At 69.2% G+C, this 12,938-nt stretch carries 11 protein-coding genes, 1 tRNA gene and 1 pseudogene; 5 read left to right on the top strand and 8 right to left on the bottom strand.

Translation table 11 applies throughout. The features are described 5' to 3' along the window. Positions 1–56 precede the first annotated feature (56 nt). The 3 genes from V5P93_RS31255 to V5P93_RS31245 form a co-directional block, all read right to left on the bottom strand. Positions 57–314: a hypothetical protein gene (locus tag V5P93_RS31255; protein ID WP_104481582.1), complete on the bottom strand. Its 258-nt coding sequence runs from the start codon at positions 312–314 to the stop codon at positions 57–59. Between the two features lie 91 nt (positions 315–405). Next, positions 406–1,056: a response regulator transcription factor gene (locus V5P93_RS31250; RefSeq protein WP_104481581.1), complete on the bottom strand. Its 651-nt coding sequence runs from the start codon at positions 1,054–1,056 to the stop codon at positions 406–408. Beyond that, entirely contained in the window at positions 1,053–2,174 is a 1,122-nt protein-coding gene (locus V5P93_RS31245; RefSeq protein WP_245931578.1) for a sensor histidine kinase, read from the bottom strand. Before V5P93_RS31245 ends, V5P93_RS31250 begins: the two co-directional genes overlap by 4 nt. A gap of 146 nt (positions 2,175–2,320) precedes the next feature. Here V5P93_RS31245 and V5P93_RS31240 point away from each other — a divergent pair, with 146 nt between their 5' ends. Beyond that, on the top strand, positions 2,321–3,241 hold the full coding sequence (locus tag V5P93_RS31240) for an ATP-binding cassette domain-containing protein (protein ID WP_104481579.1): 921 nt from the start codon (positions 2,321–2,323) through the stop codon (positions 3,239–3,241). Further along, complete coding sequence (locus V5P93_RS31235; RefSeq protein ID WP_104481578.1) at positions 3,238–4,020, top strand: ABC transporter permease subunit; 783 nt, start codon at positions 3,238–3,240, stop codon at positions 4,018–4,020. Before V5P93_RS31240 ends, V5P93_RS31235 begins: the two co-directional genes overlap by 4 nt. A gap of 507 nt (positions 4,021–4,527) precedes the next feature. On the opposite strand, the pseudogene V5P93_RS31230 reads toward V5P93_RS31235, so the two are convergent. Continuing rightward, positions 4,528–5,687 (bottom strand): annotated as a pseudogene (locus V5P93_RS31230) (IS3 family transposase). 453 nt (positions 5,688–6,140) lie between these two features. On the opposite strand from V5P93_RS31230, the gene V5P93_RS31225 reads away from it, so the two are divergent. After that, the gene (locus tag V5P93_RS31225) at positions 6,141–6,920 is read left to right on the top strand and encodes a transposase (protein ID WP_104481577.1); all 780 of its coding nucleotides are present in this window, start codon (positions 6,141–6,143) and stop codon (positions 6,918–6,920) included. A 283-nt stretch (positions 6,921–7,203) separates the two neighbouring features. Here the strand turns inward: V5P93_RS31225 and V5P93_RS31220 are convergent, their stop codons facing one another. From V5P93_RS31220 to V5P93_RS31210, 3 genes are all read right to left on the bottom strand, one after another. After that, positions 7,204–7,752: a hypothetical protein gene (locus V5P93_RS31220; RefSeq protein WP_104481576.1), complete on the bottom strand. Its 549-nt coding sequence runs from the start codon at positions 7,750–7,752 to the stop codon at positions 7,204–7,206. A gap of 22 nt (positions 7,753–7,774) precedes the next feature. Continuing rightward, positions 7,775–8,353 carry a hypothetical protein gene (locus tag V5P93_RS31215; RefSeq protein ID WP_146108246.1) on the bottom strand — a complete coding sequence of 193 codons (579 nt, stop codon included), beginning with the start codon at positions 8,351–8,353 and terminating at the stop codon, positions 7,775–7,777. Between the two features lie 391 nt (positions 8,354–8,744). Beyond that, a tRNA-Arg gene (locus V5P93_RS31210) sits at positions 8,745–8,816 on the bottom strand. A 251-nt stretch (positions 8,817–9,067) separates the two neighbouring features. Here V5P93_RS31210 and V5P93_RS31205 point away from each other — a divergent pair. Beyond that, positions 9,068–10,168: an ABC transporter ATP-binding protein gene (locus V5P93_RS31205; RefSeq protein WP_104481574.1), complete on the top strand. Its 1,101-nt coding sequence runs from the start codon at positions 9,068–9,070 to the stop codon at positions 10,166–10,168. A 55-nt stretch (positions 10,169–10,223) separates the two neighbouring features. On the opposite strand, the gene V5P93_RS31200 is transcribed toward V5P93_RS31205, so the two are convergent. Next, entirely contained in the window at positions 10,224–11,354 is a 1,131-nt protein-coding gene (locus tag V5P93_RS31200; protein ID WP_104481573.1) for a lytic transglycosylase domain-containing protein, read from the bottom strand. Between the two features lie 149 nt (positions 11,355–11,503). Between V5P93_RS31200 and V5P93_RS31195 the strand changes: the two genes are divergently transcribed. Next, positions 11,504–12,421 (top strand): cation diffusion facilitator family transporter, encoded by a 918-nt coding sequence (locus tag V5P93_RS31195; RefSeq protein WP_104481572.1) that lies wholly within the window; start codon positions 11,504–11,506, stop codon positions 12,419–12,421. The last annotated feature ends 517 nt before the right edge of the window (positions 12,422–12,938 follow it).

The raw sequence follows: 12,938 nt of genomic DNA, 5'->3' as shown, positions 1-12,938 counted from the left end.
CCATTCCCACGCGCGTCAACTCGCGGACGAATGACTTCGCAACGCCCCACAGCACTTCACGCCGAGTGGAACGGTCGCCCCAGCCGCTCCCAGAACGCGTACCAGCGGTGGTCCGACGCCCGTACCGCCAGCACCACGCTCACCGCGACCCACCCCACGGCCAACGCGACCACGACCCAGCCCACCACCGGCCGGACTTGGAACCCCGCGTAGCTGAACCCCACGAGCAACAGCACGGACACAAATGCCCTCGGCCCCACCACCAGCCACCGGCTCTCCGGGTAGTCCGGGTCCCTCGGATCCTTCGAGTCCACTCGATCCTCCTCAACACGGACGGCCAGAGCCCCGCGCCGATCCTATTCCGACCTGCGCCCGCGTACGAGCGACCGCCGCGTCCTTCCTCGTTCACACCGCGGCGAGGCCGGTCTGGTACGCGAGGATCACCAGGTGCACGCGGTCGCGCGCGGCCAGTTTGAGCATGAGGTGCCCGACGTGGGTTTTCGCGGTCCCGGTGGTGATGTGCAGTCGTAGTCCGATCTCGGCGTTGGACAGCCCGGCCGCGACCAGGGTGAGGACTTCCCGCTCCCGCGCGGTGATCGTGGTGGGCAGGACCGCGCGCGGGGACGGCCGGGCGGATTGGGTCGCGAACTCCGCGATGAGCCTGCGCGTCACGCCGGGGGCCAGTAGTGCGTCGCCGGACGCGACCACCCGGATCGCCGCCAGCAACTCGGCCGATGGGGTGTCCTTGAGCAGGAAGCCGCTCGCGCCCGCGCGCAGGGCCGCGAACACGTACTCGTCCAGGTCGAACGTGGTCAGCACGAGTACCCGCACCCCGGTCAGCTCGGCGGTGATCCGCCGGGTCGCCTCGATGCCGTCCAGTTCGGGCATCCGGATGTCCATCACCACGACGTCGGGCCGGTGGGTCGCCGCCAACCGGACCGCCTCCGCGCCGTTCGCGGCCTCCCCGACGACGTCGAGATCGTCGGCCCAGCCGACGATCTCGCGGAAACCGGCCCGGACGAGCGCCTGGTCGTCGGCGACGAGCACCCGGATCACCGGCCGTCCCCGTCCGGCAGCCGCGCGGCGACCTCGAACCCGCCGGGCACCGCGCCCGCGCGCAACTCGCCGCCGCACAGCGCGGCCCGCTCACGCATCCCGACCAGCCCGTGCCCACCTGGGCCGTGCGGCCCGCCGCGCCCGTCGTCGTTGACCGTCAGCAGCACGGCGTCCTGCCCGTAGACGACCGTGACGCGGCACGTCGGGGTCCCGGCGTGCTTGACCACGTTCGTCAGGGCCTCCTGCACGATCCGGTAGGCCGAAACATCGACCCCGGCGGGCAGCGGCCGTGGCGTGCCGCGCACCACGACGTCGACGCTGATTCCGGCGGCCGCCGTGCGCGCGACCAGGCCGTCCAGTCCAGCCAGGCCCGGTGCCGGTTCGAGCACGCCGCGCACGTCGTTGTCCCGCAACACACCCAGCATCCGACGCAGCTCTGTCAGCGCTTCGCGACCGGTGGTCTCGATGACGCCGAGCGCGGCGGCCGCGGCGGCGGGCTTGCGGTCGAACACCAGCCTGCCCATGTCGGCCTGCACGGTGATCACGCTCATGCTGTGCGCGACGACATCGTGCAGCTCCCGCGCGATGCGCAGGCGCTCATCGGTGACCAGCGCATCGGCTTCGCGTTCCCGTTGCGCCGCAAGGACTCGCGCATACCCGAGATACTGCGCCCGCAACAACCCCGCACTCCACCCGATCACCACGACGGCACCGGGGAGCAGAACCGCCACCCACTGTCCATTCCAGGTGGTAGCGGCGGCGACCACGACCACGACCGCCGCGAGCGCCGCGTACGCGCGGCGGGATCCTCGTGCCGCGGACGAATACGCGACCACCGCCATCGGCACGGACGCGAACGGCACCACCGGCACCACCGACGTCGCCAGCGACATGCCGAACGCCGGAATGCCCAGCCCGAACGCCACCCACGGCCACCGTCGTCGCAGCAAGAGCGGCACGGCAAGAAGAGTGGCACCGAGCAGACCGACCCACCGCGGCGCCTCGCCGTGCCCACCGAGTAGCGGGCCGCCCCACACCAGCGCGACCGCGACGGCCGCGACGCAGTCCAGCGCGAACCAGTGTCCCGGCCGCAGCGGCGGGCGCACGTCGATCCTCATCGCCCGACCGTAGCCAGGCACCACCGCCGCGCACATCACTCTCCAGGCGTATGCCCACGGGCATACGCCGCGGGGCGCCTGCCCGTGCGGCGATGACGGAGCAGGCACCAACCCGGCACGGTGGGTCAACCAGAAGGGGAGTGCCCATGATCGAAGCTGATGAGCTGACCAAGACCTACGGCCGCCACCGCGCGGTGGACCGCCTGACCTTCCGCGTCCTACCCGGGCGGGTGACCGGTTTCCTCGGCCCGAACGGCGCGGGCAAATCCACCACCATCCGACTGATCCTCGGCCTGGACTCGCCAACACACGGCCGCGTGCGGATCAACGGACGGCCATACCGCGCACTGACCCAACCGTTGCGGCAGGTCGGCGCCCTGCTCGACGCGCACGCCACCCACGGCGGCCGGCGCGCCCGCGACCACCTGCTGTGGCTCGCGCAGACCAACGACATCCCACGCGGCCGGGTCGCCGAAGTGCTGCGCCGCACCGGCCTGACCGAGGAAGGACACCGACGTGTCGGCGGTTTCTCGCTCGGCATGAAGCAGCGGCTCGGGATCGCCGCGGCCCTGCTCGGTGACCCCCAGGTCCTGATCTTCGACGAACCGGTCAACGGCCTCGACCCCGACGGCGTGCACTGGATCCGCGGGCTGATCCGGTCGCTGGCCGCCGAGGGCCGCACGGTGCTGATCTCCAGCCACCTGATGAGCGAGATGCAGCTGACCGCCGACCACGTCCTGATCCTCGCCCGCGGCAGGCTGCTGTCGGACTCCGGCATGGCGGATTTGGTCCGCTCAGACGGCGGCGACGTGCTGGTCCGCACCGCCTGCGACACACCGCTCGCCACGCTGCTCACCGCTCGCGGGGCCACAGTGGCACCGGAACCCGCCCACGGCCTGGCGGTGACGGGTCTCGACCCGGCCGAGATCGCCGCCACGGCCGCCACACACGGCATCGCGCTCGTCGAACTGACCCCACGCCCACCCTCACTCGAGGAAGTCTTCCGCCGCATCACCGACCCCGAACTCCGATACCGCGCCGAGCCACGCCCACAGGACGCCCGATGACCCGTTTCCCGACAAGCCTGGTCGCCGCCGAGTGGACGAAACTGCGCTCGGTCCGATCGACCCCCTTGATCCTCGCCGTCGCAACGGTCGCAACCATCGCGATCGCCGTACTACAGGCCCGCTCGACGATCAGCGCATGGGACAGTTGGACAGCACGCGCCCGTGCCGAGTTCGACCCCGTTTTCACCACGTTCACCGGATTCCAATTGGCACAAATGGCTTTCGCGCTCCTCGGCATCCTGGCCGTCACCGCGGAATACAGCACAGGCACCATCCGCTCGACGTTCGCCGCGGTACCCCGGCGCGGCCGAGTGCTCACAGCAAAGCTGCTGGTCCTCGGCACCGTGGCACTGGTGACCGGCCTGGCCCTGGCCTTCACCGCCTTCTTCGCCGCACAGTCCGTCCTGGCAGGCAAGCACTTGGACGTCACCCTGGACACCCCAAACGTCCTGCGCGCGTTGCTGGGCCAGGGTTTCTACCTGTGCACAGCCGCGATCCTCGGCGCCGCGATCGGCACCCTGCTCCGCCACACCGCAGGCGCGACCACACTCACCACCGGTTTGATGTTCCTCTCCACCACGGTCTTCAAAGCGATCTCCCCCGACGGCTCCACAGCCCTGATCCACTGGTCTCCAGCCGCGGCAGCGGAAGGCCTCACCTGGACAACGTTCCACGACCCCGACTGGCCACCCCCGGGATCAGCCCTGATCGTCTGCCTGACCTACCTCGCCGTCGGCATCACGGCAGCCACCTGGCGCCTGACCCGCCGCGACGTATGAACCCACGCTCAACACTTCGAAACGCAACATCACGGCAACCTGGCCCAGGCATCGCCCGACGGCACAGCCCCCGACCCAGCCGGAACGCGGGTCGCCGACACCCGTTTCGTACTAGACCAACTGCAACTGCTCAACACCGGAACCAACCCCGACGCCGAACACCGCGAACTACCCGACGCCCTGGACCTACGCCGAATCGCCATGTTCGGCGTATCCGCGGGCGGCAGCACCACCGCCAACACCATGTTCGAGGACCAACGGATCAAAGCAGGCCTCAGCATGGACGGCCCCATGTTCGGCCCAGTGACCACCGGCGGCCTGGATCGCCCATTCCTCCTAATGGACGCCAACCGAACTACCCGAAAACTACAAGCCGACCAACAAAGTTTCTGGTCAAGCCTACGCGGTTGGCGACTCAACACCGGCCTCTCTGGCGCCGCACACATCTCCTACGGAGACGAGGAAGGGGCTGCCCAGACTTCGGTTGACACCGGTGTTGACGGGTTCTCAGGCCGCTGCTGCGGTTGTGTAGATGGTCTCAAACTCGACCGGTGTGAGCTTGCCCAGGGCGCGTTGTCGGCGTTTGCGGTGGTACTTCGTTTCGATCCAGGACACGATCGCCAACCGCAACTCCTCCCGGGTGCGCCACCGTCGGGTATCGAGAACGTTCTTCTACAGCAGAGAAAAGAACGATTCCATCGCGGCGTTGTCACCACAGGCACCGACCCGGCCCATCGACCCGGTTAGCCCATGGTTGCGTAACAGACGCCGGTAGGCTCCCGACCGAAATTGAGCGCCGCGGTCGGAGTGGACCACGACATCGCGCGGGTCGCGCAGCGCGATGGCGTTGCGCAGAGCGCTGACCGCGAGTGAGGCCCGCATGTGCGAGGCGATGGAGTATCCGACGATCTTGTTGGAGTAGCAGTCCTTGACCGCACACAAGTACAGCTTGCCCTCACCGGTGGGATGCTCGGTGATATCGGTCAACCACTTGATGTTCGGTGCGGTGGCGGTGAAGTCACGGCGCACGAGGTCGTCGTGCACCGGCGGCCCCGCCTTGTGGAAACGGCCTTTCCTCTTGGCGTGCAGCGAGAAGATCTGCTGCATCGAGCAGATCCGCCACACCCGGTTCTCCGAGGCGCTGAAGCCCTGCTGGGCGAGCTCGTCGGCGATGAACCGGTACCCGTCGGCCGGGTCGTCGGCGTGGATCTCGAGCGCGGCGTTGATCAACTGCGCGTCGTCCCAATCGCGCCGGCAGACCGGAGCCGAGCACCATTGGTAGTAGGCCTGCCGGGAGATCCCCAACACCCTGCACGTCACCGCGACCGGCACCCTGATCGAGGCGCCGGCCGCGGCCAGTTCACGGACGAGCGGGAAGACTATTTTACCAGCAGGTTGCCCTGCGCCAGGTAGGCCGCGGCCTTGCGCAGGACCTCGTTCTCCTGCTCCAGCAACCGGTTGCGCTTACGCAACTCGCGTAGCTCGGCGGACTCATCCCGGGTCACGCCGGGCCGCGCGCCGTCCTCGACATCGGCGGCACGCAGCCAATTGGCCAGGCACGACTCGGAGATCCCGAAATCCTTCGCGACCTGCTTCAACGGGGCATCACCTCGACGAGCCACGGCCACAACATCGTCGCGGAACTCACGGGGATAGGGCTTGGGCACGATGACATCCTTCCAGGCGAGGCCGAAGCCTCACACATGAGGTGTCAACCAAACCCTGGGCAGACCCGAATTCCTCATTCCCCAAATCGCCCCCTTACTCGGCTGGTCCCAAAACGACATCGCCAAACAAATCGGCACACTTCCCCCACGTTGCGCCGAAGCAGTACAACGCGCCTACCCACTGGCCTTCTACGATCTACACCTCCGACACAAAGGCCACCTACTAGACGCCCCATCCCCCCGCTACCCAGAGGTAACCTTCATCCCCTAACCGGCACCGTCCGAGTCCAGTCCAACCCCGACCACACCGCCTCAGACCGACTCACCTCTACCCCAACCGGCCACACCGCAGCCGATGACCGCGCCCCTGCGGAGTTCATGCAGGCACGTCCGACCTATACGAGACTAGAAGCTGTCCCGTAACGGTGTCTCGTCAAGATCGATGATCTTGGTGTGGTGCAGGTGATCAGTGCGGACCGGCCGGAGTGGGTGCCGGTGTTCACGGGTTTGTCGGTGCGGGCGTTCCGCAAACTGGTGCGGGCCGTGGCCGCTCGGGGTGGTGAGCAGACCGGTGCTGGCCGGTGGTGGGGTCTGTCGCTGGCGGATCGGGTGTTGCTGGTGGCGGTGTACTACCGGACGAACCTGACGTTTCGGCAGGTCGCGCTGTTGTTCGGGATCTCGAGGTCGGCCGCGAACCGGGCGGTGGATCATCTGGCGCCGCTGCTGGCACTCTCCCCGGTGACCCGGAAACACAGCCCGGACACGGTGCTGATCGTGGACGGAACACTGGTGCCCACCCACGACCGCGGCATGTCCGCCTCCAGCAAGAACTACCGCTATTCGGTGAACATGCAGGTCGTCATCGACGCCAACACCCGCCTGGTCATCGCGGTCGGCGAACCCACGCCCGGCAACCGCAACGACTGCCGCGCCTACACCGACTCCGGCGTCGATGAGCAATGCCGGGGCGCGAAGGTGATGGCCGACGGCGGCTACCAAGGCAACCCCGAGGTGATCATGCCCTATCGCAAACCCCGCAAGGGGCAACCGCCGCTGCCGCAATGGAAAGAAGATCTCAACACCATCCACAAGAGCGTCCGCGCCCGGGTCGAGCACGCCCTGGCCCATATGAAGTCCTGGAACATCCTGCGCAACTGCCGCCGCAAACGCGACGGGGTCTGGTACGCCACCCGTGGCGTCGCCCAGATGCGCAACCTGGCCATGACGGCCTGACGGTCGTCCCCGGTAGCGCACCGCCACCGTCGTCTATGCCCACCAAACACACTTGATCATTACGGGACAACCTTTAGGTGCCTAGAACGCATACAACCGACGCCGTCGCCGCCCTCATCCTGCTCGGTGCGGACCTCGACGTGCCGTGCGGCGAAGACCCGGATCACCGTGGTGGTGGCCAGGCTGCCGGCAGTGCGGCAGGACCCGCATCGCGTGGGTGTGGCGCACCAGGCGCTTTCCTGGTCGTGGGATCGGCCGCCGCGCCGGTGGGGCGGCCGGGTCGTCAGGTGATCAGGATCAGCGTGCCCTGGTCACGGTCTACCGCCAACAGGTATCCGTCGCGGGCGGTGAAGATCGAAGATGCCTGTTCGATGAGGTCCGCCAGGTTGGGGTGGGCGCTCAAGGCGTCTTGTTTGGTCGATTCGGTGAACTCCCCGGCCTGGGGTTGGCGCGGGTACTCGGAGTGGGCGATGAGCAGCAAGGCGAGTTCGTCGTCCGGCAGCTCCCGGTTCACGATCTCGAACGTCAGCCGACCGTTGCGGTTGTCCCGTAGCGGGAGGATTTCGTCGGCGAAGTTGGCCATGCCGTGGCTCCGCTGCCCCTCGTACTCGGCCAGCTCGGTCGCCAGGTACTTCAGGTCGGGATCGAACCGCATCCCCAGGCGTTCGGTGAGCACGGCCTGGATCGGCCCGGTCACCTCGCGCATGTACCCGTCGAAGTAGGTGTGTTCGTCGAGGCCGAGCAGCCGGGCGAACTCGGCGTTCGACATCCCCTCGACCTGGACCTCGCCCACGCCCATGCCTGAGCGGTCATAGCTCTCGATGTACCACATGGCCCCTCCCGATCCGATCGTGTCACCCCGCAGGAGCGGGCGTCACGTCACCTTTGCCCTTGATGAGCGTCACGGTTGCGCTGCCGCGGTCGATCAGGAGCACGTAGTCCTCGGTGGCCGTGAACACCGAGGATGTCCGCGCGATCAGGTCGGCATCCTCGGGGAGGACGCGCAGGACCTCCTCCCGGCTCGTCTCGGTGAACTCGAAGCCGTGTGGTGGGCGCGGGTAGCGCGAATGCGAGGTCAACAGCAATGCCAACTCGTGATCCTCGACGTCCGTGTCGGCCACGCCGAATACCAGTCGGTTTCCGTGTTCCTCCTGGAATGGGAGGAGTTCATCGGCGAAATTGGCCATGCCGTGGAGGACCTGGCCATCGAAGTCGGCCAGATTGTGGGCGAAATAGTCCAACTCCGGATCGAATCGGAAATTGAGCCGCTCGCCGAGCGCAGCCTTCATCGGCTCGGTTATCTCCAGCATGTTCCCATCGTGGCAGGTGCGCTCATCGAGCCCCACCACACGGGCGAAGTCGGCGGGCGACATCGCCTTGACCGGGACCTGGTCGACCATCGCGGTGCTGGTGAAACTCTCGATGTGCCACACGGTAGACCCCCTCATGCGCGGACCCGGGCGAGTGCGTCACTTCTCCAGTGAACCCAACTCGGTACGGCAGGCAGCTACCCGTCCAGCGACTGGCGCACCGGCCCGCACGTGCATTTCGAGATGTACTCCAAGCACAACTAAGCCTGCTTCAACCATATACGGCATCCACACGCACGCCGATTGGGGCGAAGCCTCCCGAGCGGGTTTCGGGTCGCACCCCAGAAAAAACAACGAACGACCCGTGCGCCCGGTAGGCTCATGCAGCATCCACACGAGTCCCGATTGGGGGTCCGGGGGCGAAGCCCGCCGGGCGGGTCTGGGGTTGCACCCCAGAAGAAATGACGAGCGACCCGGTTCGCGCTTTCCGCGAACACAGGCCGCCAGAGTCTCGTGCCCCCGGCAGGATTCGAACCTGCGCTCCCGCCTCCGGAGGGCGGTGCTCTATCCCCTGAGCTACGGGGGCGGCCGGTCGCCGTGGCGACGGGGGGAAGCGTAGCGCATCGGGGGTGGCGGGCTCGGGGGTGGGGGCCTAGTTTTGGGGTTGTGGTGTTGACCTGGGGGTTTTCCCTCGCGATGGGTCACGGTCGGGAGACGGCCGGGGAAGTGGTCTGGACCTTTTCGCGGGGTGCCTCTAAGGTCACACCTCGATTGCTGAGGCATTCTGGCCTCTCAGGGCGTCTGAATCCATTCGGACGCGACGGCTAGGAGGGTGTTGTGGCCGAGGTCCGGTACGAGGCAGCGTCGAGGGTGTACCCCGGGTCCCCGCCGGTGCGGGCGGTCGATGGGCTCAACCTGTCGATCGAGGACGGGGAGTTCCTGGTTCTGGTGGGGCCGTCGGGCTCCGGCAAGTCGACGGCGCTGCGGATGCTGGCCGGGCTCGAGGACGTCGACGAGGGCGCGATCCGGATCGGGGACCGGGACGTGACCGCTGTGCCCCCCAAGGGACGCGACATCGCGATGGTGTTCCAGTCCTACGCGCTCTACCCGCACATGACCGTCGCCCAGAACATGGGTTTCGCGCTCAAGCTGCAGGGGCTGTCGAAGCAGGTCATCGCCGAGAAGGTGACCGAGGCGGCGAAGATGCTCGACCTGGAGAACTACCTCGCCCGCAAGCCGAAGGCGCTCTCCGGCGGCCAGCGCCAGCGCGTGGCCATGGGCCGGGCCATCGTCCGCGAGCCCGCCGTCTTCCTGATGGACGAGCCGCTGTCCAACCTCGACGCCAAGCTGCGCGTCGAGACCCGGGCGAACATCGCCAACATCCAGCGCCGCCTGGGCACCACCACCATCTACGTCACGCACGACCAGGTCGAGGCCATGACCATGGGCCACCGCGTCGCGGTGCTCAAGGACGGCATCCTCCAGCAGTGCGACACCCCCCGCGCCCTCTACGACCGCCCGGTCAACGCCTTCGTCGCGGGCTTCATGGGCTCGCCGTCGATGAACCTGCGCTCCGCGCGCGTCGGCAACGGCACCGTGCGCATCGGTGAGCTCGACGTCCCGCTGACCCGCGAGACCTTCGCCGCCGTGCAGCGCGAGAACCTGTCCGAGGTGACCGTCGGCGTCCGCCCCGAGTCGCTCGGCCTCGTGTCCCCCGGCTCGCCCAACGCCCTCGACCTCGTCGTCGAGCTGGTCGAGGAGCTCGGCGCCGACGCCTTGGTGCACGGCTCCGTCGCGCACGACCCCGACGGCCCCCGCCTGGTCCTGCGCGTCGACGGCCGCACGCCGCCGCAGCTGGGCCAGACCGCGCGCGTCGTGCTGCGCGACCCGTCCGAGATCCACCTGTTCCACCCCGAGTCCGGCGACCGGCTCATCTGACACCCCCGGGGGTCGTGATCGGGCCGCGCACCGCGAGGTGCGCGGCCCGACGTCTTCACCCGGTCGGCCGCTCGCGGGCCCGGCACGGCGCCTCCGGCGTCGACTCCACGCCCACGGCGCACAGCCGCAGCGGCGCGGGCCGTCCCGCGGGCGCCGGTTCCGCCGACGGCTCCGCGCTGGGCTCCACCGACGGCGACGGCGACTCGGCGGGCTCCGACCCCGCGGGCGGCTCGGACGACGCGTCCGGCGAAGGGGTCGCCTCCGCCAGCGTCTCGGCGGACGGCGTCGGTTCGACCGACTCCGTCGGCGCGGGCACCGGATCCGGCTCCGGCGGCGGCGCGGGCTGCTCCGCGACCGGGTCGACGACCGGCGGCGCGGGCGGGACCGGCGTGACGCCGTTCGAGTACGCCGTCATCCACGTCGTCACCGCGACCACGTAGTCGCCGGAGTTGTTGTACCGGAAGATCGCCGCGCCCAGGTCGTCCGGCTTGGTCAGGTCCAGCCCGCCGGAGCACAGGTACCGGGCGGCGGCGACGGCCGCGTCGTAGATGTTGTTCGGGTCCGACTTGCCGTCCTTGTTGCCGTCCGCGCCGTACTTGCGCCAGGTCGACGGGATGAACTGCATCGGACCCACCGCGCGGTCCCACACCGGGTCGTCGTCGAACTCGCCGCCGTCGGTGTCGGCGATCGCGGCCACGCCCGGCGCGCCCGACAGCACCGGGCCGAGGATGTGCGGCGCCGTGTCGCCCTCCGGCGTCGCCTGGCCGCCGCGCGCGTGCCCGGACTCCACGCGGCCGATCGCGGCCAGGTGGTACCAGCGCAGCCCGCACGCCTTGCCGACCGCGCCCTCGGCGCGCCGGTACGCCGCGAGCATGTTGCGCGGGATGCCCTGCTCGCCCACCGGCGCCGGGTACGCGCGCGGGACCTGCGTCCGCGCGACCGGCGCGGGCTCCGGGATCTGGGCTATCGGACCGACCGGCGCGGGCTCGGCCCGCTGGGCCTCACCGTGCGCGGCGGCCGTCGGGTAGGGGCCCGCGACCTTGGGTGGTGGGGCGTCCGCGCGGGCGGGCGGGGACACGGGGCCGGAGGCCTGGGCGGCGGCCGTGGCGATGGACAGCAGCACGAGCGCCAGTGCGGTGACCGGGCGCGCGCCCCCCGGCTCGGCCGTGCGCGAAGTGGTAACCACGGTTCCCGTTTACCAGAGCGCTGACAAGCCTCTGGGACCTCAGCCAGCATGATCCCTCGTTCGAGTGGCGTTCAGCGCCGATCGGGTCACACCCCGTTGCACTTATGCGCATGTGACTATATGTTCGGCGAGTCGGGAAGGGGACAGTCGTGGGACACGGTCACGGGCACGGCACGACCGCCGCCGCCAGCGCCTCGGGGCGGCTGGTGGGCAGGCTGTGGGTGGCCTTCGGCATCGCCGCGGCGATCATGGCGGTGGAGTTCGCCGTCGGCGTCGCCACGGGGTCGCTGGCGCTCATCTCCGACGCCGCGCACATGCTCACCGACGTCGTCGGGGTCGGCCTCGCGCTGGCCGCGATCGTGGTCGCGCGGCGGGCCCGCAGCAAGCCGGGGCGCACCTTCGGGCTGTACCGGGCCGAGGTGCTCGCCGCGCTGGCGAACGCGGTGCTGCTGTTCGGCGTGGCGGCGTACGTGGTGTACGAGGCCGTCGAGCGCTTCACCGACCCGCCCGAGGTGGCGGGCCTGCCCGTGCTGCTGGCGGCGACCGCGGGCCTCGCGGCGAACGTCGTGTCGTTCTTCCTGCTGCGCGACGGCGCGCAGGAGAGCATCAACGTGCGCGGGGCGTACCTGGAGGTCGTCGCCGACCTCATCGGCTCACTCGGCGTGCTGGTCAGCGCCCTGATCACGCTGGCCACCGGCTGGCGCTGGGCGGACCCGATCATCGGCGTCGCGATCGGCCTGTGGGTCCTGCCCCGCACCTGGTCCCTCGCCCGCCGCGCCCTGCGGATCCTGTTCCAGCACGCCCCGGAGCGGGTCGACGTGGACGAGCTGGCGGCCCGGCTCGGCGGGGTGCCGGGGGTGGCCGAGGTCCACGACCTGCACGTGTGGACGCTGACGTCGGGGATGGAGGTGGCGTCGGCCCACCTGACCACGACGGAGTGCGCGGACCAGGCCGGTGTCCTGGACACCGCGCGGGAGCTGCTGCACCACGACTACGGCATCGAGCACGCGACGCTCCAGGTCGAGCACCGGGCGGCGGCCTCGAAGTGCAAGCAGCTGTCCTGGTGAGGGGAAGCATGTCTGCCTGATCGGGCAGACCTGCTCCAGGCCCGGCGGCTCCACGGCCCCGCCGCGAACGTTTGCGAGGCCCAGCGGGCGCCCGCTCGTTCAGGGCAGCGACCGGGCTTGTCAGCCGCAGGTCTGGTGGCGGGTTCACGGCCGACCTGCCCAACAGAAGCCTGCGGTAGCGGTCCACGTGGCGGCCGTTCAGTCGCGCGACGAGCGCTCCGAACGCGGCGGTACTCGTTCTGGATCTCCAGCCAGGATCCGCACCTTGCCGGCCTGGCAGGCGCCCGCAGCCTCAATCCGCTCTACCGGTCCTTCAGCGCCCGCGAGGGGTCCCCCGCAATAGGGGGAACCCCTATTTCTGATCCTATTTGGAATGCCCGGCGGGTCGGAAGCCGTTGTTCGGCGCCTGTGAGGCTTATTCACAACCCCGGGGTGAGTAACCAAAAGTAAGAGGTGGCGGCCCGTTTGAGAGAATTCAGTTACCACACCTGGTTCTCGAAAACGGACCGCCTCCATG

This window comes from Actinokineospora auranticolor (assembly GCF_041897805.1).
Taxonomy (GTDB): domain Bacteria; phylum Actinomycetota; class Actinomycetes; order Mycobacteriales; family Pseudonocardiaceae; genus Actinokineospora; species Actinokineospora auranticolor.
Note: the sequence above shows the minus strand (reverse complement) of the source record. Positions and strands in the feature narration are given on the sequence as shown.